This window comes from Sphingopyxis sp. P1IMeth2 (assembly GCF_900185685.1).
Classification (GTDB): Bacteria; Pseudomonadota; Alphaproteobacteria; order Sphingomonadales; family Sphingomonadaceae; genus Sphingopyxis; species Sphingopyxis terrae_A.
Genome location: NZ_FYAT01000012.1, coordinates 35,089 through 61,423, shown reverse-complemented (window position 1 = coordinate 61,423; position 26,335 = coordinate 35,089). Strand labels below are relative to the sequence as shown.

The 26,335-nt window shown below is 62.7% G+C and carries 12 protein-coding genes and 1 pseudogene; 6 read left to right on the top strand and 7 right to left on the bottom strand.

The genetic code is table 11. The features are described 5' to 3' along the window. Positions 1-39: 39 nt before the first annotated feature. The 5 genes from P1IM2_RS07105 to P1IM2_RS07085 all read right to left on the bottom strand — a co-directional run bounded on the left by P1IM2_RS07105 (position 40) and on the right by P1IM2_RS07085 (position 15,702). Complete coding sequence (locus P1IM2_RS07105) at positions 40-1,443, bottom strand: TolC family outer membrane protein (protein ID WP_260833941.1); 1,404 nt, start codon at positions 1,441-1,443, stop codon at positions 40-42. 93 nt (positions 1,444-1,536) lie between these two features. Continuing rightward, positions 1,537-9,750: a DUF5801 repeats-in-toxin domain-containing protein gene (locus P1IM2_RS07100; RefSeq protein ID WP_186401937.1), complete on the bottom strand. Its 8,214-nt coding sequence runs from the start codon at positions 9,748-9,750 to the stop codon at positions 1,537-1,539. Positions 9,751-10,209: 459 nt separating this feature from the next. Beyond that, positions 10,210-11,187 carry a M23 family metallopeptidase gene (locus tag P1IM2_RS07095; RefSeq protein WP_186401936.1) on the bottom strand — a complete coding sequence of 326 codons (978 nt, stop codon included), beginning with the start codon at positions 11,185-11,187 and terminating at the stop codon, positions 10,210-10,212. 471 nt (positions 11,188-11,658) lie between these two features. Continuing rightward, complete coding sequence (locus tag P1IM2_RS07090; RefSeq protein ID WP_186401935.1) at positions 11,659-13,848, bottom strand: calcium-binding protein; 2,190 nt, start codon at positions 13,846-13,848, stop codon at positions 11,659-11,661. A gap of 282 nt (positions 13,849-14,130) precedes the next feature. Continuing rightward, on the bottom strand, positions 14,131-15,702 hold the full coding sequence (locus P1IM2_RS07085) for a TolC family protein (protein WP_186401934.1): 1,572 nt from the start codon (positions 15,700-15,702) through the stop codon (positions 14,131-14,133). Positions 15,703-16,079: 377 nt separating this feature from the next. Here P1IM2_RS07085 and P1IM2_RS07080 point away from each other — a divergent pair, with 377 nt between their 5' ends. From P1IM2_RS07080 to P1IM2_RS07060, 5 genes are all read left to right on the top strand, one after another. After that, positions 16,080-17,282 carry a hypothetical protein gene (locus tag P1IM2_RS07080; RefSeq protein WP_186401933.1) on the top strand — a complete coding sequence of 401 codons (1,203 nt, stop codon included), beginning with the start codon at positions 16,080-16,082 and terminating at the stop codon, positions 17,280-17,282. Between the two features lie 2 nt (positions 17,283-17,284). Then, on the top strand, positions 17,285-19,081 hold the full coding sequence (locus P1IM2_RS07075; RefSeq protein ID WP_186401932.1) for a type I secretion system permease/ATPase: 1,797 nt from the start codon (positions 17,285-17,287) through the stop codon (positions 19,079-19,081). After that, a complete protein-coding gene (locus P1IM2_RS07070; RefSeq protein WP_186401931.1) occupies positions 19,078-20,442 on the top strand; it encodes an HlyD family type I secretion periplasmic adaptor subunit in 1,365 nt (454 codons plus the stop codon). The genes P1IM2_RS07075 and P1IM2_RS07070 overlap by 4 nt, the downstream gene beginning before the upstream one ends. Positions 20,443-20,545: 103 nt before the next feature. Then, positions 20,546-22,756 (top strand): outer membrane protein assembly factor, encoded by a 2,211-nt coding sequence (locus P1IM2_RS07065; protein WP_186401930.1) that lies wholly within the window; start codon positions 20,546-20,548, stop codon positions 22,754-22,756. Positions 22,757-23,014: 258 nt separating this feature from the next. Then, the gene (locus P1IM2_RS07060) at positions 23,015-23,431 is read left to right on the top strand and encodes a helix-turn-helix domain-containing protein (RefSeq protein WP_186401929.1); all 417 of its coding nucleotides are present in this window, start codon (positions 23,015-23,017) and stop codon (positions 23,429-23,431) included. A gap of 15 nt (positions 23,432-23,446) precedes the next feature. On the opposite strand, the gene P1IM2_RS07055 is transcribed toward P1IM2_RS07060, so the two are convergent. Further along, positions 23,447-24,553, bottom strand: a complete 1,107-nt coding sequence (locus P1IM2_RS07055; RefSeq protein WP_186401928.1) for a 2OG-Fe(II) oxygenase — start codon at positions 24,551-24,553, stop codon at positions 23,447-23,449. A 75-nt stretch (positions 24,554-24,628) separates the two neighbouring features. Between P1IM2_RS07055 and P1IM2_RS07050 the strand changes: the two are divergent. Then, positions 24,629-25,438 (top strand): annotated as a pseudogene (locus P1IM2_RS07050) (IS3 family transposase); the annotation flags it as partial. Between the two features lie 277 nt (positions 25,439-25,715). Here P1IM2_RS07050 and P1IM2_RS07045 read toward each other — a convergent pair. Next, complete coding sequence (locus P1IM2_RS07045; RefSeq protein WP_186401926.1) at positions 25,716-26,258, bottom strand: hypothetical protein; 543 nt, start codon at positions 26,256-26,258, stop codon at positions 25,716-25,718. Positions 26,259-26,335 lie beyond the last annotated feature (77 nt).

Sequence of the window (26,335 nt, the reverse complement as noted above, 5' to 3'; positions counted from 1 at the left end):
GGCGCGACTGTCGCGCCCCACGGGCGTCGGCCGGATAGTTCATGTGGGATCCCGCATCGCTTCGGGGTTCATTTCCGGGGTTGGCTGAACCTTGAAGCGTTCGCGTGCGGTCGCCGCGGCGGCCGCGGGCGGCTGGACACCCATCGCCGCAAGCAGGTCGTTGAGCGCCGCAAGCAGCTTGAACTCCGAATAGAATTGCGCGAACTTCGCGGTCTCGGCACGAACCTGGACGTTGTAGCGCGTATTCTGCGCGTCGAGAACATCGAGCAACGAGCGGCGACCGACATTGAACTGTGCGCGGTACGAGCGCAGCAATTCGTCCGAAACCCGGCTCTGCTCTTCCAGCTCTTTAACCAGCTTGCCTTGTGCATCCCAGGTGTTCCACGCGACGCGCACATCCTCTTCGGCTTCGCGGATCATCTGATCCACCCGATAGCGCGCTTCCTTTTCGCGCCGATGCATTTCCTGCACCTTCGATCGCTTGAGGCCGCCGTTGAAGATATCCCAACGCACCACCACCCCGGCGCGCAGGTCGTTGGTTTCGCCGCGGAAACCGTCGATGTCGTCGCCGATCCGCGCATTGCCTTCAAGCGCCAGTGTCGGCGATAATTCGGCCTTTGCCTTGCGCAGCAGCAAATGCGCGGCATCAAGGTCCGCCTGCGCTTCAAGCACGCGCGGGTTGCGTTCGCGGGCACGGGCAAGCGCGTCTTCGAGCGTGGCTGGAATGCTGTCTGCCAGAGACGGCGGCAAGGCCGCACCGTCAACAAGGTCGAGGCCGGTCAGGGTGCGGAATGAGGCCGAGGTATTGACAAGGTCAAGATTTGCTTCGGTCACCCGCGCGCGGGCGGCCTGCTGGCGTTCCTCGGCCTGTTGCTGGTCGGCGATGCTGAGCGAGCCTTTCGCGACGCCTTCGCGCAGGTCGGTCACCAGCTTGCTGTGGAAATCAATATTGTCTTCGGATGCCGCGACAATCCGTTGCTGCAACAGATAGTCGAGATACTGGCGCGTAACTTGGAGCGCAATGAACTGCGAGCGTTCCTCGACACGGAACGCGGCGCCGTCGGTACGCGCGGCTTGGCGCCGCACCTCGTTGCGGCGCACGCCGCCGTCGAACAAGGTTTGTTCGACGTTGAGGCTGCCTTCCATCGGATAAAGCACGTCATCGGCGATGCCGAGCGCGCGGCGCGTGCCATTTTCAAGGCGGCGGATGCCGACCGATCCCTCGACCGAGATGCGCGGGGCAAACAGGCGCTGCGCCTGCTCGCGTTCAAATTCGATCGCGGTCTTGTTCTCGATTGCCTGGTTGATTTCGGGATTGGTCTGGACCGCAGTCTCGACTGCAGTCTTCAGCTCGATCCGCTGGGCCCAGCCCACGTCGTGCGTCGTGGCGAGCGCCACGGCGGTGAGCGACAAGGCTGCGGTGCGAAATTTCGACATCATCATTCCCCTGCATTGTCCGGTCGAAGTCGAATATCCTTCTGCGTGATCTCTGGTCTGCGCCCGTGTTTCGTCCTGACCGACATCGCCGCCTGTGGTTCAGGCGTGCCCGGCCGACGCTATCTGCTCGAGCTGAACCACGACATGTTGCTGTGTGAGATCGGCGATGAACGAGTGGCCCGATGCGCCGCCGCCGATCCCGTCGCCGATCCCGGCGACGCCCAGCATGATGCGGGCGAGTACCGGTTCGGCAGGCTCCACGGGTCCCAGCAAGGCGTCGAGTTCGACCGCCGGCCCCTCCAGGGCAGCGGTGACGATTGTGCCGATCTGCGCCGCAGCGGGAGCGGTCACTGGTTGCGGCGTCGTCGTCAACTGTATCTGATCGCCCGATGCGGAAGAACTCGCCGGTTCGGGTGGAAGGTCGATTTCGGTTGCCGCTAGCAACCCGACGTAGTCCGGATCGGGCGGCGCCGTATCGGCTGTGTCGTCATGCGCCGCATCGCGGTCGTCGTCGCTCATCCGACACGAGGTATCCTCGCGCTCGATCCGGGCGATCTCGGGGCCAGAATAGAATTCGTGGACCAAGCCGTCGGCTTTTGCTTCGGGCAGGGTCAGTGATTGTTCCGCCGCTTCGCTCGACACCGGGACCTGCGGGCCGGAAACCGAGATTTCGCCGTCGGGTGCTCCCGGTGGGTAAGCGGCCAGCGGGGCCGTTGCGGCAAGCCCTGCGACCAGCATTGCAGTGGAAACCCCCGCCGTACCATTGATTGCGGCAATCCGCTGCTGATCGGCAAAGTTGGTCGCGAAAGCTGCATCCGCCAGCTTGCCGGTGCTGCCGTCGGCGCGCGTATAAAGCGCTTCGCCCCGGACCTCGACCTGTCCGTTAGCGGCGACATAGGCGCGTCCATCTGGCGTCAGCGATATAGCGATGATGCCTTCGCTGACCAACGAGCGGAATTCGCCCGCGTCGGTCATGCCGTTGCTGTTGGCATCCTGCCAGATCCCGAATTTTGAAAACTCGGCATCGGCGGCGTCCAGCTTGCCGTCTCCGTTGCTGTCATAGGCGGCGGCTAGCCCCTGCAAGTCGGACAGCACGCCGCTGCCGAAGACCAGCTCGGATCCGTTGTTGACTTTGCCGTCGCCATTTTTGTCAATCGCCAACAGCCCGTCATCGGCGCCGACCCATGCAGTGGATTCGGCGATGCCGTCGCCATCATAGTCAAAGCTGGCCCCGGCCGCGTTCGAAACAAATTCCACCCCGTCACCGTCGAGGTCGACGGCGATCGGCGGCGCGAGTGCGGTGATGGTGACCGACAGGTTGGCGGTTGCGGTGTCGCCGTCGCGGTCGGTGAGCACATAGGTGAACACTTCGGTCGCGGTCACCGTGATCGGGCTGGGCGGCTGGTAGTTATACTGGCCCGTCGCGAAATTCAGGGTGAGTGTGCCGCCCATCGGGGTCGCTATCGCGTTCAGGGTCGTCCCAGCAATGCTGCCGCCGCTCGATACGGCGATGCTCGAAGCGCCGTCCCAGTTATAGGTGGTCGAGCCGACGGTGATCGAAAGCAGGCGGCCGCCGTCGGCACCCAAGAAATCGTTCGCGTCGAGATCGCCCGACACCGCCGACGGGACGATGACTGACAGCAAGGTCGGGACCAGATCTTCGAAATCGTCGACCAGGATAGGGGCATTGCCCGGTGCCGCGTTCAGGTCGATGTCTTGCAACCGCTGTATGTTGAGTGGTTGCAATGGATTGTTGTCGATACCGATCGCGGTAACATTAACGCCATTGCCGTCGACAAAGTCGTTCCAGGCTGTCGCCGTGGCTGCCGTCAGCGAATTGATAACCGATGGCGGAATGCCGCCGAACTGGATCTGCTGGTTCGGGTTGCCGTCGCTAAGGAAAAAGACCTGGTTACTGGCGCCGGGTATCGCGGCGAAATTGGCCAGCGCCGTCTGGATGGCGCCAGAGTAATTGGTATTGAGCCCGATATCGTCCTCCGACGGCCGCTGGCCGCCCGCTGCCGGATTGAGCGAGTCGAGATACGCATTCGCGTCGGCCGCGGTCGAAAAGGATTCCGATGCGAACGAGCCCGAGGAGAAGATCACGAATTTGATCGCTAATGCGCCCGACGCGGCGCTATCAAGCTGCGTCAGCGCGCCCTGAACGGCATCGAGCATCGTGTTGAGTTCGCCATCGTCGATGCTGGCGCTGAAATCGAGGATGAAGAGCGTGTTCACATCCTGCATCGGCTGCGACGACGATCCGGTTTCGCCGGTGGCGGTCGGGGCGTCATCCTCGATCACAATCTGGATTGCCGATGCGCTGGTCGTCGTCGTCGTGCCGTCGAACACCGACACGGGCACGGAGAAACCCTTAAGGTCCTCGAGCGTGACATTGGGATGGTCGACGGCGCGCAACAGGGTGACCGTATAGGCGCCGTTCGATGCCAGCGTGACGCGAATAACCTCCGATCCGCCGACCGAACCGATCAAGGTTCCGGTGCCGACGCCGGTCCAGGCGACCGCGCTGCCACCCGCAGTCAGCACCGCACCGGGATCGCCGAGGGTTGCGGTCAGTGTTTCACCGGCGTCGGCGTCGGCTATGGCGAGCGTACCGCTGATTACGGCGCTGTTGGTGGTGTCGAGCGTCGCATTCGGTGCCGTGTCTGGCAGCCCGCTCGGCAGGCCTTCTTCCGACACCCGCGCGATCGCGGTGCCGATCGTTGGTACATCGTTGTTTCCGAACACCGTGATGGTCAGGGTGGAGCCGACCGACAGCGATCCGTCGCTGATCGTATAGGCGAAGCTTTCGGTCAGTGTCTGTCCGCTGTCGAGCGCGTTGACGACGGGCTTGTCCTCGTCGAGCGTGTATGTGTAGCTGCCGCCAGCATCGATCACGAGCGTGCCGTAGAGGCCCACATATGTTCCTGCCGACGTGACGGTGATCACCTCCAGGTCGGGATCATTATCCGCGACGTCGGCAAAGCTGCCAAAGGGCGCACCGGAATGCGCGATGTCCTGCAACACATTACCGGCAGCGATTGGGTCCGAACCGCTGACGTCGTCAAGCACCCAGTTGGTGTCGGCGCGCGCAACAGGGAAATCATTGATCCCGGTGATAGAGATGGTGAGCGTCGCGACCGACGTGTCGCCGTCGGCGTCGCGCACCGTATATTCAAAGCTTTCGGTCAGCGTCGTGTCGGGATTGAGCGCGACAACCGCTGGATCGCTGGGATCGAGGTCGTAGCGGTAGCTGCCGTCCGCGGCGATGACGATCGAGCCATAGTTGCCCGAAAGGACGGCCCCCGGCGTTCCCGTGGATGCTCCGAATGCCACGCCGACAACCATCAGCCCGCCATCGGCGCCTGCATTGTCGGACGATCCGTCCATGCCATTGGCGTCGGTCCCGCCAAGTCCGGTCAGCACATTGCCGTCGGCAAAAACCTCTCCGTCGCGCGATACATTGTCCTGGTCATCCACCGCATTCGGAGCATCGTCGCGGATCGCAAATTGCCCGGTGATGTCGGTCGTCGTTCGCGCGGTGTCGCCATCGCCGTCCGTTGCGATCGCGGTCAGCGTGATCAGATTGCTACCCGCCAGGAAAAGCGCCTGGTCGGGGCCGCTGTCGGGCGTGTGCAGGATCGCGCGCGACTGGTCGAAAGTGACGAGGCCGCCGGGCACCACCGAAATGCGGAAGACTTCGTGCGTCGAGGTGCGCCCGAAAACGACGCCGCCCTCGATCGACAGGATCACCGCTTCGCCCGTCAGCGAATCGATGAGGCCGCTGGCCCCGGCGGCAACGCCAAGCTCATAGGTCACGGCGCCCGGGCCATCGGCGCCGGCGTCGGTCGTTCCGGCAAAAAGGCCCGACAGATCGACGGTCGCATCGGCGGCAAAATTGCTTTCATCGACCGTCAAGGGCGACGCGGTCCCGCCGGCGGTGATCGACGGGCCATCGTCGACAAAGCGGATATTGCCGCCCAGATCCACCGCCACCGTATCCGAAATGCTGTCGCCGTCTCGATCGACGATCGTCGCGGTGCCGCGCAGTTCGACCAGATTGGCCGCCAGTTCGACGAGCTGCGCGGCATAATCGCCGGGAGAACCCGGTAGCGGATGGTCGATCTCGGCAAATTGGGCCAGCGTGACGACGCCGGTCGCTGCGTTCACGGCGATGGAAAAAATGGGCGTACCGGCCGCGCTGCCGACGATCTCGCCGGAGATAATGGCCAGCGTGACCGGCACGCCGTGGCTGGTCAGGGCGGAGGTCGCGGCCGCCGAGCCCAGCGCGAGGGAATAGGTCCAGGTCACCGTGCCCGCATCTGCGGAGCCATCGGCGCCAAAATTAACCAGAGACGTCGAAAAGGCCGCCGAAAAATTGGCGGTCGCCACGTCGAACGCGTCGCCGCGTGTGTTGGCGTCCTGCGTGGTGAGCGTGATCGCATTCGTGTCGACGTTGGTGGCGTCGATCGACGGCCCATCGTCCTTGAACACCAGCGCGTTGCCGATCGCGACCAGCGCCGATGCATGGTCGCCGTCGGCGTCGGTGACCGTCGCGGTCAGCCGGATGATCGTCGGCGACAGCGTGATCGCATCGTCCGGATTCATATCATCGGGATGCCGGACGGCGCGGATCTGGTTGAGCGTCGCCTGCCCATCGGAGGCTACGGTCAAGCGGAACGCGACGGTCGTTGGCGAATCCTGCAATCGTCCCTCGACGACATTGCCGAACGCCTGCAGAATGATCTTCGACCCCGTCGCGACATCGACCAGCCCGCTCGCGGTGGTCACTTCGAAACTGTAGCCGACAGTGCCTTCGTCCGCGCCCATCACGATTTTGAAAAGCTTGGTGAAATCGGCGGTTGCATCGAAGCCAAGGTCGGTTTCGTCAACCGTGAGCAAACCCGTCGTGGGCGAGAGGGCAGTGATCGACGGAACGTCGTCGGAAACTGAGATACTGACCGTTCCTGCGACTATATCGCCATCGGCGTCGATCGCGACAACCTCGATCGACCCCAGATCGACCAGATCGTCGATCGTCGTATCGGGGTGCAGCGCGTAGTTATATTGCAGGGTGGCGGTCACCGTCGCCACGTTGCCCGAAACGCTGAGGTCGATCACGACGACGGGGTTTTCGTCGGCGTCCCAGCCGATGATCTGGTTATCCGATCCCAGAGTCCAGCTGAGCCCGCCGTCCAGCGCCGAAATGTCGCCAAAGCCGATCGACGCGATCGCATCGGAACCGGGTGTAAAAAGGATGTTGCCGCTGGCCGAGACGGGTTGCGCTGGCGACGGCCTCGATCCGGTTTCGAGATGCTGGTCATCGATGGTCAGCTGGATCGGACCGCTTGCGGTCGGCAGGCTTCCGTCGGCGAGACGGATTTGCTGTACTGCCGAAGACTGGTCGCCGTCACCGTCGGTGATCGTGTAAGTGAAGTCGGCGTGGATCGGAAACACGCTGACCTGCGGCGCCGGATCAAAGCTCCAAGCGCCGTTTGCCTGAAATGTGTAAGTGCCGTTGGCGGTGTTGTAACTGGTGATGCCGGTGGCGGCGACCGCTACGATCGCGCTGCCGATCGTGACCGAAGTGACCATGGCCCCGTCCGTGCCCAGCGTATCGTTCGCCAGCAAATCGCCCGAAATTGCAGCGGCGTCTTCAGCGACGGTGATCGACGGTGCCGGCCGTGCGACCGGCACATCGTCCAGCACGTCGATGACGATTTCGCTCTGCGTCACATTCCCGAACGCGTCGGTGATAGTGTAGGTGAAGCTTTCGACCGTGGGCACAAGGTTGGTGCCATCGTCATCCGTCGGCCCGTCGATCGCGCCGGTCAGCGTGTAGGAATAGCTTCCATCGGAATTGAGCGTGAATACACCATGGGTGCCTACGCCGTTGCCGACCAAGCCAAATTCGAATGGCCCCGTGCCGCCGACGACATTGTCATTGAGGTCGCCCGACGCTGTTTCCGCGTCACTCTCGGGATCGCTGCCGGCGGCGAGCGCTGCCTCGTCGACCTGCAACTGAACGACGTCCGCATACAATCCCGAGTCGCTCAGACGGATCGTCAGGGTGGTTGTCGACTGATCGCCGTCTCCATCGACAAGCGTATAGACGAAAACATCTTCGGCGGTGCCGGGTGGGACAATATTCGGATTGGCGACATAGATATAGCTCCCGTCGGCGGCGACTGTCAGCTCACCGTACAGGCCGATGATGACCGCGCCGACGCCGCCTGTTGCCGCCGCCGACGGGTCTGCGCCAGCGGCGCGCACGCCCAGGATTTTGGTGCCGTCCGCGCCCAGGTCATCGTTGGCGAGCAACCCGCCCGCGGCATCGACCTCGAGCGTCTGGCCTTCGCCGACCTCTCCTTCGTCGGCCACGGCGTCTGGCCTGTCGTCGGCGATCGCGATGTTGAGGGTGGCAGTGGCGACGGAGCCGTCGCTGTCGGTCAGCGTATAGGTGAAGGTTTCGGACACGCCGCCCGGCGTGTCGGGATTTCGGACATAGCTGTAGCTGCCATTGCTGTTCAGCGTCAGCACGCCATACAGGCCGGCAACCGGGTCACCCGCCGCCACGGCGCCGCCGCCGCCCGACACCGACGAGACGCTGGTGCCATCGGCCCCGGGGATGTCCCGCCCGCCGTCATTCTCGGCATCGGTGATTACGTTGCCGGTGGCCGGGGCAAAACTGCCCGCAGCGACGCTGTCGTAATCGGCGACCGCTTCGGGCGCGTCGTCGTGGATATCGATGTCGAAGCTGGCGGAGATGGTGTCGCCGTCCAGGTCGGTGATGCCGACGGTGATCGGCTGCGACGTCGCGGCGCCGAGCGTGTTGTCGGTAAGCGCAAATAAATATTCGATCGAATCGGGGTTGATCGAGACGATATAGAAAGTCCCGGTGGTGAGCGCGATTTCCTGGCCCTCTTCGGTGATCGCGACCCCGTTGATCGTCAGCGCGGCGGGACCGTCGCCGGCAGAAAATTGGATCGTTCCGGACGTGAAGTTGGAATCGTCGCCCGAACGCGAACCGGGGCTTTCGCCATCGCGTTCAGGCAGGCCGGCTTCGTCGACGAGGGTGCCGTCGTCGCCCGCTGCGGGCAGGATCAGCGCGGGCGCGCTGTCGCCGATGCGGATCGTCAGTGTCGCCGTCGATACATCGCCGTCGCCGTCGGTGAGCTGGTAGGTAAAGACATCACTGACTCCGCCGGGCGTACCGGCGGACCGGACATAGGCGTAGGTGCCGTCGGGCGCGATTGCCAGACGGCCATATTGGCCCTGCACCGGCGTTCCTGTCGGGCCGAACTCGGTCGCCGATCCTCCCCGGACACCCGTGACGATTGCCCCGTCGGCGCCGGGCGTATCGGCGCCGTCCGCACCGCTTGCGGTTCCCGCGCCGGTGATGACATTGCCCGACTCGGGCAGGCGGCTTCCGGCTTCGGTATCGTCGATGTCAGCGCGAGCGATGGGAGCATCGTCCTCGAGCGTCAGGGTCAGCGTCGCGCTCCCGACGTCGCCGTCGTTGTCAGTAACGGTGATCGTTACCGTATCGGTCGCGGCGGGGTCGGTGCTGTTGTCGGTCAACGTGTAGGTGTACCCGATCAGCCCCGGGGCGATGCTGGTGATGGTCAACTGACCCAGCGGGGTCGGGATAAGCTGGCCGACCGCGGTGACGGCCGTGCCATTGACCGTGACGACGACCGGCTGGTCAAGTGCGGCTATCTGGATCGTCCCGCTGGTCGTTTCGCCCGGCGAGTCTGGATTGCTGCCGGCCGGTTCGGCGTCGCGCGCGGGCAGCGCCGCTTCAGAAACCACGGCGGTCGCGGCGGTGACCCCGACCGTCTGGTCCGGGGTCGTGATAACAACCCGGGGTTTGTCGTCGAGCGCGTCGGGAATGACTTCGAGAGCAGGAATTTTCGGAAAGCCGAACTCGGTCGGCGGCAGCAGGTTGCCGAGCGCGAACGGATCGCCGATGTCGCCTGGGGTTTGAGCGAAATTGCCGCCCGAGCTTTGCGGCCGCCCGGCGGCGGGTTCAGGCTCCTGATTTGCGATCAGGGCGGCAACGGTGGGCGCCGGGATGTTGATGGGGCCGACCTTGATGTGCGGGATACGCAGCGCGCCGTCGACGATGACCAGGACTTGCCCGTCGGGCAGCGTGACGACGAGGTCGTTTCCCGAAAGCTTGATTGCATCGAGGCGTGTTCCGGGTGGAAGCTGGATCACGCCATCGACAGGCAGGATCGAGGCCGCGCCGGGCGGGGTGGCGCGCGCGGGGGTGGCGATTTCGCCGGCCTGTTCGTTCCGCTTCAACCCCATCGCCTAAAGCCCCCTGCACCTTTGTTCGCCGGTCACGGGTCAGCAGCCAGTACGGGGCCGCTGCGCACACCGGCGAACTGCACCGCATTTCCGCGCCGGATATAGGGCGGAGCCACAATGCAAGCTCTTGTGATCGTGCTGGGTTCTCTTTGGCGACCTGTGCCCACGTCTTGTCACTCACCGGGAAATACAAACCCCGGGGGGCGATTCTGCAATGGCAATTTCCGGTATGGGCACATATACTTTTGTATTAAAACAATATCTTATGGATTAATTTTCCATTTATATTACTAAAAATATCAAATATGTCCCTATGAGTTGTCTCGTGTTGAATATTATCTGGAAAGATGTTTTAATTCAATCTCTTCTAGTAACAATATTTGATGATTGAATATGTAATTGCAAATATGATTATATTGTTTAGTTCTAGAATTGGATACTTTTTCTCAATGGAAAATCTCATTTTATCATGGCGGTCGTTTCGATCCTGGCAACAATTGCATTTTCGCGCTTTAGCACATATCGGCCGGTGTACCGGCCCGCGGGCCAGCCCGCCGCCGGTGCGCGTTTGCCGCTATAGGCGAACCAGCTGAGCCCGCCGCCTTCGACAACCGATTGCTGTTCATGCACGATCTGTCCGTCGGGCCCGGCGATCGAAAATGCCTGATAGTCACCGGCGCGCGCGCCGATCGCATCGACCCACAGGATCAGCGGCGCGTGTCGTCCGTTCGGCATAGGGGGCGGGTCGCGATCGGTGACTGCCTTGGGCGGTACTGCCGAGGCGAGGCCGCCCGTGATCACTGCGCTGGGCTCGTACCCCAGCAAATGCGCCGTCACCGCTGTCCACAGCCCCGTCGTGCGGACTTCGGAATTGCAGGGCGGAAGGGGGGCGGTGCCGACAAACGGATCGACGGCCCTACCGAGATGCCGGACGGTGAAATGCAGATGCGGAAACTCGCTATTTCCCGACAAACCGATCATCCCGATCCGCTCCCCGCCGCTGACGCGCTGGCCCGGGCGCACAGCGATGCTGGCTTGGCGAAGATGGCTATATTGGGTCTGCCAGCCGCCGCCATGGTCGATCACGACCGCATTTCCGGCGTCCCTGCCATCGAGTGCCCCTCGGTTGTTGACGCTGACGTCCGGTTCGCCGTTGCGCGTGCGGAGCACCGTGCCGGGTGCCGCGGCCAGGACTGCAAATCCAGCCCGCATGTCGGCCATGGTGCGCAGGCGAATGTCGATTCCGTCATGCCCGTTCGTCGTCAACTGGCCGCAACGATAGTCGCGGCGGCCCGGCCCCGGGTCGTGATCAAACAGTTTCTGGATAAGGCAGGAACGGCCGACAATGCAGTCAACGGGAAGGTTGAGTGCAGGGGCGCCGTCAGGCGGCAGCGGCTGCAATGCCGCGAACGCCATCGACAAAGGCAGGATGAACATGTGCATCATGGTTGGGCTCAGGTTTCGGGCAGGCCGTTCGCGGCGCAAACGTGACAATGGGTGGAAAATCGATGCCGGCCGCCGCCAGGGGGCATGGCGGCGGACACGGCTAGCCAGCGGGAGCTGACCGAACTAAATTCCGCCGAATGCCGAGGGACGAAACTGCCGCCCGAATATCGACAGAAACCTATTCTTCTTATACCCAATCTCTGCAGACCTGCTCGATCGAAGCAGGCGTCGTCCGGATGATTCTTGCTTGTCATCCTTGCGTCAAAATTGGCGGAAGGCGCGGTTTCTTGCCATTCCCTGATGGGGACATTGCAAAAAATTGCCGCTCGGTGACGATCCGAATTCATTGTGGCATTGGCGATATGCGGATTTTTAAGAACATAAAAAGGAGGGCAGGCCGCGGCCTGCCCTCCAGTTTGCAGAGGTCCGTCGAGGAGTGGCTCCCCGTACGAAGCCTTGTCCTCAGACGAACGTGATCATGTCGTAGGACGCATTGCCCTGGCTGTACGCGTTGAGCGCATCAACCGTGTCATAACCACCGAGCGCAGCGATCGCCGCGATCGGGGCCGAGGCGCCTTCCCAGAAGTCCTCGATCAGCACCGAGCCGACCGCGGTAAAGATGTACACGTCGAGCGCGTCACCCTGGCCGTCCCAGTCGCCGGTGATGACGAACATGTCGGCAGCGGGATCGAAGCCGGCATCGACATCGAATACCAGCGTGTCACGGTTCGCGAGGTTGAAGTCGCGGCCCGATCCGAGGCTGAACGGTGCGCCGATGACGTCGTCGCCAAAGCCGGGCGATGAATCGGTCGCGTCGAACAGGAACAGATCCTTGCCCGCGCCACCCGACATATGATCATCGCCTTCGCCGCCAGTGATCTTGTCGTTGCCGCTTTCGCCTTCCAGATTGTCATCGCCAAGACCACCGTCGATGGTGTCGTTGCCGGTGTCGCCCCGAATGGTGTCGTCACCGTCATCGCCGTTCATCTTGTCGTTGCCCATGCCGCCCGACATATAGTCGTTGCCGTCACCGCCCGACATGGTGTCGTTGCCGCCCGGGGTGTTGCCCAGGTTTTCGTACAGCGTGTCACCATACATGACGTCATCGCCGTCGCCACCGAACATGGTATCGGCGCCCATGTCGCCGGCGAGTTGGTCATTGCCGTCTCCGCCATCGACCAGGTCGTTGCCGGCTCCGCCATAGATCAGGTCGTCACCCTCGTTGCCGGCGAGGTTGTCGTTGCCGTTGTTGCCCTGAATGACGTCGTCGCCGTCGCCGCCTGAAACAACGTCGTTGCCGTCGTTGCCGGTGATGTTGTCGTTGCCATCGCCGCCGGCGATGCTGTCGTTGCCGTCATCACCCGCGAGCAGGTCGTCGCCGTCATTCCCTTCGATAACGTCATCGCCTTCGTCACCGTTGACGATGTCGTTGCCGTTGCCGCCCGAGATGAAATCGGCATCGGTATTCTCCGGATCAAGCGGGTCGAAGAAGGGATCCCCGTTGCCGCGGATCACGTCGTCGCCGTCATCGCCATAGAGGGTGTCGTTACCGCCCTGGCCAGCGATCACGTCGTTGCCGTCGTCGCCGTGGACAAGGTCGTTGCCGTCGTTGCCGTTCAGCGTATCGTCGTCGTCGCCGCCGCCGATGTCGTCATCGTCGGCACCGCCCTGGACGAAGTCGAGCCCCGCGCCGCCGCGGATGACATCGTTGCCCGCATCGCCGTTAAGTTCGTCATCGCCATTTTCGCCGGAAAGCGAGTCGTCGCCTTCGCCGCCGTCGAGCTGGTCATAACCGTTGCCGCCGAAGATGGTGTCGTCGCCATCATCGCCCCACAACAGGTCATCGCCGGCATCGCCGTCGATCAGATCGTTGCCGCCTTGGCCGAAGACCTGGTCGTCGCCCGCGCCGCCGGAAATTTCGTCGGCTTGGCCGATGCCACGGTTATAGTTGCTCTGATTATAGGCATAATCTTCGTCGGCTTTGCGATTGACGCCCTTGTCACCGAAGATCACATCGTTGCCGTCGCCGCCCGAAAGCAGGTCGACGCCATTGGTGTTTGTGCCGCCATCGATATAGTCGTCGCCGTCGCCGCCGGTCACCACGTCGGTTTCGGTCCCGCCGTAGAGATTGTCGTTGCCGGTGCCGCCATCGACGATATCGTTGCCAGCGCCGCCGTCGGCGCGGTCATCGCCCGATTGGCCATAAAGCACGTCGTCTCCGGCATCGCCGCGGAGGAAGTCGTTCCCGCCGCCGCCCCACGCGGTGTCGGCACCAGCGCCGCCGAGCAGCGTGTCGTTGCCATCCGCAACACCGTTGTCGTCGCCGGTGTAAAGGACTTGGCCCGGCGCGGGGACCGAGACGCTCGCCTGGTCGCCGATCAGCGTGTCGTTGCCGTTTCCGCCGTCGATGCGATCATTGCCGCTGCGGCCGATGACATTGTCGTCACCCGCATCGCCGTAAAGATCGTTGTCGAAATTATTGCCGAAAACGGTGTCCGCCCCGCCGTTGCCGCGCGCGTTATAAGGCAGGTTCGCGGTGTGGACGAGAGTGTTCAGATCGATGAAGTCGACCGCATTGGTTCCCAATACCTGGCCACGAGCCGTGGGATTTTTGGGATTGGTCGGTGCGTTAGATGATCCAACTGTAGGCATTTCGCTATCCTCTTCATTGGTGGGTCGCAGGGATGCGGTTTCGCCGACTCGGCTTTGCCATCCCCCCAAATGACCCCGAAAACTCGAGGCCATGACAATGGGATATGGCGGGGCAGGGGGACCGGACATTCCTGCTTGGGGACATGGGGGATATATTTATGAGGTGGTTCATTTTGGGGCAGATCGGTGCCGCACGCATGCCGCGATTTTTCCCGAGCTGCGCGGCTTTCACCACTTTCTGCACTTGCCGAAACAGCACAATCCGAAAAGAAAACGTGCTTGCTAGTTAAGTTTTTGACCGAGCGTCGAGCTTGCCGGGCGTCCCGAGCTTCCCGCAGGCGCAGCAGTGTCGGAGGGGTCGCGATCGGGCGTCTGACCCAGCGTTGACGTCTGCGGGCGAGGCGCTGTTGCGGGACCGGCAACGGCCTTGTTAACGTCGGCCACGCGAGGTCGGCCGAGCGCCGACATCGTCGGGCGCTCGCTCGTGTCGGAACTGCAGCAGCGGCCGTCGAGAATGGCCTCGGTGTCGAGCTGCCCTGTCGCTGCCAGCAAGCTCGCGCGCGCGACAAATTCGTTGCGATGGGCGCGCTCCAGGGTGACGCGCGCGTTCAGCAATTCATTCTGCGCATTCAGAACGTCGGTGAGGGTCCGGTTGCCACCGACCGCTTCCTTCTTGATGCCCTCTGCCGCTTCTTGCGTGGCCGCGACCGCCGCCTCAGCTGCGACGATCGTGCTCTTTGCCGACTGCCAGCGCGCCCAAGCGTTCGCGACCTCCTCCGCTACCGTTCGTACCGCCATATCAACTTGCGAAAGGCGTTGATCGCGGACCGCGCGAGCGCGGCGAACCTCGGCATGATCGCGCGGCAGGAAAATTGGCACGCGCAGTTCAAGCCCGTAATAGAGCGACGAGCGATCGTCAGGATATTTGCCCGTAAATGTATTGGTCGCGCCGCCGGTCAGATAATCATAGCCGGTAACCGCATCGAGTTGCGGGAGCAATGCGCCAGTGGCAAATTGCACCCCCGACTTGCCCGCCTGGGCGTTGAGCCGCGCTGCTCGGAGCCGCGGCGCCGCATCCTGGGCAATTCTTTGAGCCGCGGCAAGCGATAAGGGAACCTCCGCGAGCGGCGGCAGAGGCGGCACCATCGTTCCAGACTGCCCGCTGATATTGCGAAACCGATGTCCGTTGACGCCCAGTTCTTCGGTCGCGGAAAGGACCCCGGCTTGCGAGGTCGCGAACCGCGCGCGCGCCAGTTCTTCATCGGTACGGGTGGCCTCACCAAATTCGAGCCGACGCGACGTCGCGCGTAGCTGCTCTCCGATTGCCTCAGTCTGTGCCTCGGTGAATCGCAGGATCTTGCGGTTGAGCTGGACGTCCGCGGCGCTGGTCAGCAGTTCGAGCAGTACGTCCGAAATGACAGCGTCCAGCCCCGCGCTGGTCGCTTCCAGTTCGGCCTTGGCGATTTTGACTCCATTGTAAGTGCGGTCGCCGTCATAGAAGCGCAACCGCGCCTCGATCCCGGCCTGTCCGGCGGTGTAGCGCGCGTCGTTCGTACTGCTACCGTTTTTGATGTCGATCTCACGCCGCTGCACCACGCCGTTCGCTTCGATCGTTGGCAAATAGCTTGCCTCGGCCGCTTGTAGCCGTGCGGCCGCGACGCGAACCTGATGGCGCTGTGCCGCGATTTCGGGGTTGGAGATGACGACTTGACGCGCGAGCGCGGCCATCGTGCTCGATGGCGCGACCGCGGACGACGCCGACTGCGCGAGCAGTGGAGTCGGAGCTATGGCGAACGCCGCGGCGGCAGCGGGTGCGCCGAGCGTGCTCGCCCAAAACGTCCTTGATTTCCGCACGTCACCCCTCCTGAATCATTCCAGATTCGAGTGCCGACCCCCTCTTTTCGTAGCTATCAAAGAGTAATGTGCGGCGGCGGAACGGGAAACTACTCTAACGGATATGTCCGAGGGGATAATAGACTCGATCGGCCGAATCGAAATAGACAAAGTGCGTCGCCAGCATCCGTCACGGCCGGCGACGCTATCGAGAGATTCGCGTCAATCGAAAGCCAACGCCGGGTGACAATTGCTTCGGGCAATCCCGGTGGGCGCATAGGTTCTGGCCCGTAACCAGAGCATTGCGCCAGACATCATGGTCGCGCGTGAAACGCCTGTTGCGAGCCTCGGCCTCGCTTCGGGGACGATGTTTTTTGGGGGCCCTAATGTCTGCGACCATGGAATTTCCAACCCAATATCACGAGGCGACGCGCGACAAAGCGATCCGCGGCGATGTCCACCTGTTTGAGGCGTTGGCAGGGGGCGAAGATCATGACGTCATGGCGGACAATTGCCTGTCGGACGATGCCGCCGCCAACACTCGGCGGCTCTGGCACGATTACTTGCTGCAATTTGATGTGAGGTCGGCGATTTTGACCGTCACACTGCCGGGAACGAGGCGTCAACGTCACTCCTTTTTGATCGGCTTCGACCAGATGCGCGGCGACCCCACCGCTACTCGGCATCTGCTGGTAATGATGCAGGATATCTGGGGGCGGATCGGCGCGCAGCCGGTGCATCATTTCCAGTTTTCCGGCGCCCTGTTCCGCGCGGCAGCTGGACCGATTGACGCTCACGTCGACAGTCCGCTCCACAACGGCATTGCGATCCAGATGAAGCGTGATGGCAAGGACATTCGCGCGCTGTTTTTTCGCCAGGATGGCGAGGCGCATTTCAGCGATCGTGATGCGGCATCACTGCAGCTGATCACGCCGCTGCTTGCAGAGTCGGCCACCGGGGTGGCGCAGCTGGCACAGCAGTCGCAACGCTCTGCCATGCTGGAGGGTATGTTTGACCGGGTTTCGATGGCGATGGCGCTGTTGTCGGCCGACGCACAGCCCCTGTTTTTAAACAGTGCGGCCACCAGTTTGGTCGAACAGCGAAAATGGCTGATCCGCGCCGCCGACGGCGCGATTTTCGCCGCAGATCCGAGGCAAGCCAAGCAATTGCGCGAAAGCATACGCCGCGCCGCCACCGCATCGCCCGATGCGCCGGTCGAAGATGTCTTCCGGCTCGATTGCCGCGATGGTGAATGGCGACTCGCCTACGTCATCTCGGCCAAATCGCGTAACGGAGAGAACATGACGCGCTGTGCCATGGTGATCATAATGGGTCCGGGCAAGGTCGATGCACCGACATCGCTGCTCGAAGCGCTCGGCTTGCTGCCGTCCGAACAGCGGTTCTTGGGACACTTCCTGAAATCGAGCAGCCTGTGCACTGCGGCGGAAGGGTGCGGGCTGTCGGAGGAGACGGCGCGGACGTATCTGAAGCGCGTGCGCGCAAAGTTGGGTGTTCATCGCCAGATGGAGTTGGCCGGATTGATCTCGGGTCTGGTGCTGCCGCTGAACGCTGCGGATGGCTCTGCGCGACTGGGACAATAGACATGTCTTGGAACCCTCTCGCCGCTGGGCGGGCGTCTGCCAATCCGGACAATCTGCTCAAAAAGCTTTTGATCCCGCAAAAGCCGATTGCGGTTCGGCTCATCCTGTTCTCTGCGATCGCCAACATGGCGGCGCTGGCCATGTCACTATTCATGATGCAGGTCTTTGACCGCGTCCTGACCAGCCAGAGCAAAGACACGCTGTTCTTCCTCGCACTGGCAATCACTCTCGTCGTTGCGTTGGGTTCGACGCTCGACGGCATTCGGCAACAGGTTGCGAACCGGGTTGGCACCTGGATGGCGCAGCAATTGGGCCCGACGCTGCTGCTGCGCTCGCTTGAACAAAGGCTGGTCGCGCCGAACGTCCGGCTCGAAGCGCTCCGCGAAATGATGCAGGTCAAGAATTTCATCTCGACCCCGACGGTATTCAGCGTCGTCGACATGTTGTGGGTGCCGCTTTACCTGCTGGTCGTCTTTTTGCTGCACCCGGTCTTCGGCCTGCTGTCCGCGGTCGGCGCAGCAACGTTGTTCGGCCTCACCTGGTACAATGAAAGGATCACGCGCGCGGCGATCAGTAGGGCCCAGTCACTCGCCAGCAGCAACATGCAATATGCCGAATCGCTGGTCCGCAACAGCGAAGTCATTGACGCCATGGGGATGGGCCCGGATACCATCGCACATTGGCGCGAGCGCTACATCGCCGAAACCGACGCGGTCGACCGCACCCAGTTTCAGTCTAGCAAGATCCTGGCGTGGATGAAGTTTGTCCGCAACCTCGTTCAGATCGCCGTCCTCGGCATCGGCGCGTTGCTCGTGCTCGACCAGCAGCTCACCGGGGGCGCGATGATTGCCGGATCGATCCTGATTGCGCGTCTGCTCGCACCAATCGAGGCGGCGATGAGCTATTGGAAACAGTTCGTGCTGGCGCGTGAAAGTCTAAAACGCCTGTCACGTTTTTGTGACCTGCCCACGCCGCGCCCGTCGCAGATGGCGTTGCCCAAGCCGTCGGGCGCGATGGCCGTTGAAAAGCTGACCTACTCGGCGCCCGGCATGAAGGGTGCGATCCTGAAAAACGTCAGCTTTGCGATCGCGCCAGGAACGTCGCTGGCGATCGTTGGTCCGTCAGCGTCGGGCAAGACTACCTTGTCGCGGTTGCTCGTCGGAGTACTCAAGCCTTTGTCAGGGCATGTGCGGCTCGACGGCGCCGATACCTTCGACTGGATGCGCAGCGATTTTGGCCCGAACATCGGCTATCTGCCGCAGGACGTCGAACTGCTGCCCGGATCGATCCGCGAGAATATCGGGCGCTTTCGTCCCGATGCACGTGATGCTGACGTGATCGCGGCGGCAAAGCTGGCAGATTGCCACGATATGATCTTGCACCTCGATGGCGGCTATGACTGCGTCCTCACCGATGGCGGGCATCAGCTGTCAGGTGGTCAGCGTCAGCGCATCGGGCTGGCACGTGCGCTGTTCGGGCTGCCGCCGCTAGTCGTGCTCGACGAACCAAACGCCAGCCTTGATGCGCGCGGCGACGCGGCGCTGCTGGCAACGATCAAGAAGCTGAAGGCGCTCAACATGACGACGATCATCGTCTCGCATCGCGCCAATCTGCTCGAACTGGCGGACAAGATATTACTGATGATGGACGGTCAGGTTGCGAAATTCGGCGATGCCCGGACCGTGGTCGAAGAGATGGCCGGTAAGCGGCGGTCCATCGCGCCCGGCGAGGCCGCGCCTCCAGCCGATCCCAGCAACGCCAAGCCAGCGATGTTCAAACACGGGGGAATGGAGGCATGAACATCCCTTTTCGCTTCCGCGAGGACGGAGATCGGGTGCGCCTGGCGCTGCCGCCCCCCGCTCATGATGTCGCTGGTCCGCGGGTGAGAGGATCGATGCGTCTCGCGCTGGTGTCGATCGGTCTGTTCGTGGTCGTTTTCACGGCTTGGAGCTGGGCTGCGCCACTGAACAGCGCGGCGATCGCCAGTGGATTTCTGGAGGCCGAAGGCGGAGGGCGCCGGACGGTCCAGCATCTGGAAGGCGGCATCGTGCGCAAATTCCTGGTGAAGGAAGGGCAGGAGGTGCGCGCCGGCCAACCGCTCGTGCTGTTCGACGCGACGCAGAGCGAGGCATCGGACGTGGCCATGCGGACCAGCTTGTACGGCCTGCTCGCACAAGACGCGCGGCTCACCGCCGAGCGGTTGGGCCTGTCGGTGGTCCGCTACCCGGCCGAATTGCTGGAGGCGGCGGACGATCCCCAGGTGAGGGAGATCATTGCCGCCTCCAATGCGGAATTTGCCTCGCGGCGGCGTGGTCTTGCCGAACAGACGCAGATCCTCTCACAGCGGGTTGGTCAGTCGAATGCCGATATCCGCAGCTCAGAAGCGCAAATCGCGGCGCTGACCGATCAGGCAAAACTGCTCGACGATGAACAGATCAGCGTCGACATGCTTGTCGATGAGGGGTTGGAGCGAAAATCGCGGCTGCTCGCGCTGCAACGCCAGAGGGCATTGGTTGACGGTGAGCGGGGCAAGCTCGCTAACAACCTCGATCGGCTACGCGACACAATTGGCGAGACGCGTGCCCAGATGGTGTCGCTGCGCGGGCAGGCCGTGCTCGAAGCAGCCGGACAGCAGCGCCAGGTGCAATTGCAGATAGCCGAGGTACGCGAGAAGCTGACGGTCAGCAGCGATATTCGCGCGCGTCAGCAGGTGGTCGCGCCGATCGCCGGGCGCGTGGCCAATCTGCGGCTGATTACGCCCGGGGGCGTGATCGGAGCCGGCCAGCCGATCCTCGACATTGTGCCCACGTCTGAAAAGATCGTAGTGTCGGCACGGTTACGTCCGATCGACATCGACGTGGTACACAAGGGGTTGAAGGCAGAGATCAAGCTGACGCCGTACAAGGCACGGGTGATCCCCAACCTCCTCGGGACTGTCAAGGAAGTAAGTCCCGATGCGATCTACGACAAGGACGCGCAGCAAATCTACTACAAGGTGATTGTCGAGGTATCGGCAGCGCAGCTCAGGAAATACCCCGATGTCCAGTTGATGTCGGGAATGCCCGCCGAGGTCTATATCGACCTCGGGTCCAGTTCGCTGATGCAATATCTGTTCCAGCCGATGATCGACAGTTTCAATCGGTCCTTCCGCGAGGGATGACCCCGACGCGGCTTGGTCCACTGCGAACGCCGGGGTCGGCCAGCATAATGGGGGGAAGAGCTTGGTGGAATCTGGAATATCGTTCCGCAGCCTTCGTCAGACGGTGCAAGGCGCCGCGCTGGGCGTCGCGGCGATATTCTGCGTCGGCGAATCCGCGCCGCTCTATGCGCGTGAGCGCGCGATCGTTCAGGCGCCACCTTATGCCCCCTTTCGCCACTCGACGGCGATGGCGCGTGTTCTGGCGGTCCAGGAAGGTTGGCCGCCCGAGCCCGCGGATGCCGATTCTTCCAACGTGGCGCGGGCGGACGCTTCGGGCACCCTTTTCTTGTCGGCGCCGATTGCGCCAGGTTTGGCCGCAGCCGGACCGCCGACCGAAGCGCCGGATGCGCATCGGAAAAATGCACAGGCCACGCCCTTGGCTATCGACTGGGACGCGCCGATCTCACCAAGGACTGCCGCTGCCTCGCCTTCGTCGTTGGCCAGCGCGCGAAAGGCTGACGATGTCGGCTTCGACACCGCCTCGAAGACGGCGATCGGCGAAACATCGGCCAATCTCAATGTCGATGTCGATGTTGACGTCGGCGGCGCGGATTGGCTGGGTAATGCCGGGCTTCGCCGACGGGCGGTGATCGCGCGCGCAGAGACGTCTGTCACGGATGGGGCCATTTGTGGCGACTGCCTCGATCATCGGGACGGCAAGTTCGCGGATATGCGGGGGCGCGCGGTGCGGCAGACGGCCGCTATCGCGCGCGGCCCGACGGGGGCGGAGCGCGGCCGGGCTCCACGCGGCGCGGTGAACGCAATTCCGAACAGCTTGAGGCCGGGCATTGCTATTCGCTTCGGTCCGTCCGCTCCCGTCACCACTTTCGATCCGCCAGCGCTGCCTTCAGACATGATAAATCTGGCGTGCGTGGTGGCTGCCCAGAACCGGGCCGGGCCGCCGTGCTTTTCCGTCGGCAGCGCCAATCGCGTTGGCCGTGATGCGACGGCAAGCATGGGCCGATTCCCCGCCTTCGAGGCCGATGTCTCTGCCGCCCCCTGGCTCGGCGACGGGGGGCGGCGCCGGGCCGCGCTCCTCGCGCGGCCCGAAGCTTCGAAGCTGGGTATGGCGTCGCAGCCGACCGGCAACGTCGAGGACGATGGCGCTGTCCTGCCGTCCGAGGCCGTCACCGGCATTGATGGCGCTGACGGCCAAGCCAGCGAGACCGATCTTTTGGCGATCAAGACGCTGCCGCGGGGAGGGATCGCTTTTTCGGGTGGCTATTCGTCGCTCGAAGGGCCGATCGGTACCGTCAAGATCGCGCGCACCAACATCGGCGCGCCGGGCCGCGACATCAACGCATCGGTGCGCTACTCGAAAATTCAGCGCCTGTTCGAATTTGGTCTCGCTGATGCTAATTTCATGGGCAGAAAATTGTTGCTGGCGCCGACATTTTTCTATTCCCGATCCACCGCGGTAGGCTTCGACGCTCAAAGCAAATCGTCTGTGTTTCGGCAGACCGCACGCGGCGTTAATTTCTATGCCGCGAAATCCTTCGGCCGGGGCCTGCGGGTCGCCGCAAATTACCGCTATTCGGACGAGGATTTCCTGATTCGCCAGCAGAATGCGCGATGTGACGTCGGCCTGCATGGCAGCCCGTTCTGCAATGCGCTGGGCCGGTCGACCAGTTCGGTATTGAGCGTTGGACTCACGCTCGACCGGCGCGACCGCGCGGTCGGTCCGACGCGCGGATTTCAGCTTCGGCTTACGCCGGAAATTGCCGGACCGGGGGGCACGTCGCGCTTTTTCCGGTTTCGCGCAGCCGGTAACTTCCACCGCCGTATCGGCGACATGCTTGATGTGTCCTTGGGACTGGAGGGGGGGATAATGGAACCGATCGGGGGGCGGACAATCCCGCTGTTCGACCGTTTCTATATTGGCGGCAACAGCATGCGCGGTTTCGACCTGCGCGGGATCGGACCCAAGGTCGTTCCGCTGAAGGCGCCCGTTGCCCCGCCGACGGCGATCGGCGGCCGTGCCTATTATGCCGGGCGGTTGGAAGTGGCATTTCGGGTGGAAGGCGCGATGCAAAAATTCGGTGTCATCCCCAGCGTTTTCGTTGATGCCGGGTCCGTGTTCGGCGCGTCGAAGAACGAGCTGATTACCGGCGAGCGACTGATCGGAAACTCAGCGAAGCCACGCGTGGCGGTCGGCTTGGGGCTGGCATTCAACGCTGGGCCAGGGCAATTGCGGTTCAGTCTCGCCCAGCCTGTCGTGCGCCAGGAAGGCGATCGTTCAAGGAAATTCTCCATCTCCTTGGGAACGGCCTTCTAGCGGTCGAGCGCAAGGCGCGCAGCCTCCATATCTGTACAATCGCGGGACCGGCGGATTTTCGGATGTCCCCATCTGGGAATGATGGAAAACCGGCGCTTCTGGCAAGTGAGGTCGATTATGATGGCGGACTTTGGGGGCGATAATGAATTGCAACGTCACCGGCACGAACGACCGTCTGTCGATCCGCATCGAACCGGCTCTTGGCCGATGCGCGCGGCTCCGCGTTCTCGGCCGCACCGGTTGGAAGCTGCGCCGTTCATGAGTGCCTCGGCCGGCCCCGTCTATTATGGCACGACCGAACCTCTTCCGACGCGGCTTCGTCGTTTTCGCGAACTGTGCGGCATCAGCCGCTCGGAGCTCGCGCTGCGGACGGGTCTCAGCCGGCCGACGATATGGGCGTGGGAATCGGGCAAGACCCGGCCGCGGCTTAGAAACCTGCGCGTTTTGGCGAACGTCCTCGGTATCTCGCAGCTCGAGCTTGTCGGCGGGCTCGAGGCAGCGGTTCCTGACAACGAAGTCGAGGCGATGTTGGCGACGGGGTGGGAACATGGCGACATGCCCGCAGGGATCGCCAATCCGCAGCGGCTCAGCATCATGATCTATGCCGCCAAGCTCAGCATTGCGGCGCTTGCCGGGATCAAGGCGCAGAATGTGAAAATTTCGATCGAGCTCTGAAATGCGCCGCCACGGCTATTGCCGGTAAGAGCCTACCCCTTCGCCGAGGTACTGATTGTTCGCCTCACGCTGCGCGGCCGCCTCGTCATCGTATAGAAAGGGTAGAAACGCGTAGCGCCGCCCTTGCGTGACCGGCGTGGCCTCGTGCAGCAGGCCGCAGCCAAACACGATCGCGCCGCCGGGGGCGGGGCGGTATGTGCGCGCACCGAACTCGGGAAAACGCAGTTCGCCGCCCTCGAAATCATCATTGAGGTTGATCGTCACCGCAAAGCGGCGGTGCGCGGTGCCCATTGTCGTATTGTCGCGATGGGCCCGAAAGTGACCGGCGACCGATGCGTCGTAGCACGCGACAATGTACCGCTCCATGCGGGTCGCGTCGAAGTTGAAGGCGCGCTGGATCACCGGACGAAGGCAATGGTTCACCCGGGCACTGAGCGCGCGGCAAAAGGCCGGATCCTTGATTGTGACGTCCGACCGGCGTTTGTGGCCATGATCGATGACCGATATCGTCTTGCCGTCAACCTCTCGCATGAAGCCGGAATCCTGCCCGCCTTCGGCGTCATAAAGCTCAATCAGCCGCCGACAGGTCGCGCGGTCGAAGACACGCGGCACGGACAGTACCGGCGCCCAGTCTTCGGGCTTGCCCTCTTGGGTCAGGCGATCGGTCAGCGCCAGCGCCTTGTCGGCGTCGGCCAGATGATAGCGACCGGCAACGCGTAACTGGCGATCCAGCACGATGATATAGGGTTCGTAATGGTTGCTGTCTGCCGAAGAGGCGCCATATGCGTTGCTGACCGCACGATCACTGTCGAGGATGTAGCGGATCCCGGGAATCCGCGTAGTGATCCGCCCGGCCGCATGGTCCGCGACATCCAGAATGACTCCGAAAAACGAACAGCGACTGTCGTCGAAACGATCGGGATCGGCCATCAGCCTGGCATGGGCGGCGCGGACCCGATCGACGGTCGCTGAGCCCATGAAAAACAGCAAGACTGCACGTCCGGCAACCGTATGGAACGTATATTGCGGGTTTACGTCCAGTACATGCGTCTTGAACCATGGCGCTGCCGATCCGACGATCGGTTTCGGTATGGAATCTTCCCGCGTCGCAGATCGTGCCATGATACCGCCCCCCGCCCCCGCGTGATGCTCGAACCTTGTAGCATTTGGGAGAAATGGGCACAAGCGCGCCGGGCGCGGCGCCAACTCGTCGATGATATTCGCAGCACTTGGCAGGTCAGCATCCGGCGGGCCTGCAGCGTGCTCCGGTCAGAACGATCCAGCTACCACTATCGTGGCAAGGGTGCCGATCAGGCCGACCTCAAGCAGCGGATCAAGGAGCTCGCGGAGACGCGGGTTCGGTACGGCTATCGCCGTATTCATATGCTGCTTCAACGCGAAGGCTGGGCGATCAACGGCAAGCAGGTTTATCGGCTTTACAAGGAGATGGGCCTTGGGCTGCGCAATAAGCCGTCCAAACGGCGGGTGAAGGCGAAGCTGAGGGAAGGCCGCTGTGCGGCCTCCCGCGTTAATGATGTATGGGCCAAGGGCTTCGTCCAGGACCAGTTGGCGACAGGACCGAAGCTGCGGATCCTCACAGTGGTCGACACCTTCCGCCGGTTCTCGCCGGCAGTGGTTCCGCGGTTCCGGTTCCGGGCACCGGACGTGGTCGAAATGCTGGAACGGGTCTGCGGGCAGGTGGGTTATCCCGCCTCGATATGGGCTGACAGTGGCATCGAATTTATCTCCTGCGAGCTCGATCTGTGGGCCTACATGAAAGGCGTGACGCTCGGCTTCTTGCGGCTTGGCAAGCCCACCGACAACGCGTTCAACAGGAAGTTCCGGGCGGAATGCCTGAACGCCCACTGGTTCATGAGCCTGGATAATGCGGTCCAAAAATGCGAGGCTTGGCGTAGAGACTACAACGAGATACGACCGCACAGCGCGATCGGCAACAAACCACCGATATCGCTTATGTTGGCGTCAGCGGCACATGGCCCGCCCTGATGCCCGCACGCTGGAAAGCCGCCAGCAGGGTGGTCCAGAAACGGGGTGTAGCTCTTGATGACCTGGCCCAAACTGTGCGATCGAAACGCGGTCAAAATGCCCTCTCCATCGATATCAAATTGGACCATTTTGTTAGTCGAACTACAGTTATGGCCCCAAGCATGTGGGGAAATATGTGGGGGTAGGACGCGGACATCGAAGAATAAAGAATTAAATATCAATGGCTAAGCGTGCGGTTCGATACAAGCCCTGCCACCACCGCTTTTGACGACGATCCTCACTTGCCGCGTCGCGGCCCCGCGGCGGGATCAGTGTCGAGCAAGTCTTCCAGAAACAGCGACATCAGCATGGCCTGGCTGCCGACGCCTGCCTTGGCATAGACTTGGCTGAGCTGCGCGCGCACGGTGCCTGACGCAGCGCCGCGGAGTCGAGCGATTTCGGCGACGTCGCAGCCCTTGAGCGCGAACAGCGCGACGTCGCTCTCTCCGCGCGTCAGTGACCAGGCATCGAAGCGATGGGCAATATGGTCGGCGAGTGCGCCGCGAGCGCGGGCGAGCGCATCGTCGGCGCGTGCGAGATCGGCTGCGATCCGGCGCAGGTGGCGCGCGCCGAGTACGACGCCGGCGAGCAGTGCGAGGGCGACGAGGCATTCCATCATCACCTCGACGCTGAAGCCGCGTCCGGCCTGTTCGATCAGATCGTCGATCCCGTCGACGACGAAATAGCTCGCGGCGACGGCTTGAAGCGCCACCACGGCGATCGGGCCGATCAGACGGGACGAAAAGCGGCTTTTACCGGGCGCAGACTGGATAGATGGCATGGCACTTCCGCTTATCGGGACGGGAATAAGCGCCTGCTTATAGGGCGAAACGCTCCGCCGCGCTAATCGTGCGCCAC

Bases quoted from the DNA above. Each gene is read 5' to 3' on its own strand.
- P1IM2_RS07105 (WP_260833941.1), bottom strand. From the start codon at position 1,443: ATGATGATGTCGAAATTTCGCACCGCAGCCTTGTCGCTCACCGCCGTG.
- P1IM2_RS07100 (WP_186401937.1), bottom strand. From the start codon at position 9,750: ATGGGGTTGAAGCGGAACGAACAGGCCGGCGAAATCGCCACCCCCGCG.
- P1IM2_RS07095 (WP_186401936.1), bottom strand. From the start codon at position 11,187: ATGTTCATCCTGCCTTTGTCGATGGCGTTCGCGGCATTGCAGCCGCTG.
- P1IM2_RS07090 (WP_186401935.1), bottom strand. From the start codon at position 13,848: ATGCCTACAGTTGGATCATCTAACGCACCGACCAATCCCAAAAATCCC.
- P1IM2_RS07080 (WP_186401933.1), top strand. From the start codon at position 16,080: ATGGAATTTCCAACCCAATATCACGAGGCGACGCGCGACAAAGCGATC.
- P1IM2_RS07075 (WP_186401932.1), top strand. From the start codon at position 17,285: ATGTCTTGGAACCCTCTCGCCGCTGGGCGGGCGTCTGCCAATCCGGAC.
- P1IM2_RS07070 (WP_186401931.1), top strand. From the start codon at position 19,078: ATGAACATCCCTTTTCGCTTCCGCGAGGACGGAGATCGGGTGCGCCTG.
- P1IM2_RS07060 (WP_186401929.1), top strand. From the start codon at position 23,015: ATGAGTGCCTCGGCCGGCCCCGTCTATTATGGCACGACCGAACCTCTT.
- P1IM2_RS07055 (WP_186401928.1), bottom strand. From the start codon at position 24,553: ATGGCACGATCTGCGACGCGGGAAGATTCCATACCGAAACCGATCGTC.
- P1IM2_RS07045 (WP_186401926.1), bottom strand. From the start codon at position 26,258: ATGCCATCTATCCAGTCTGCGCCCGGTAAAAGCCGCTTTTCGTCCCGT.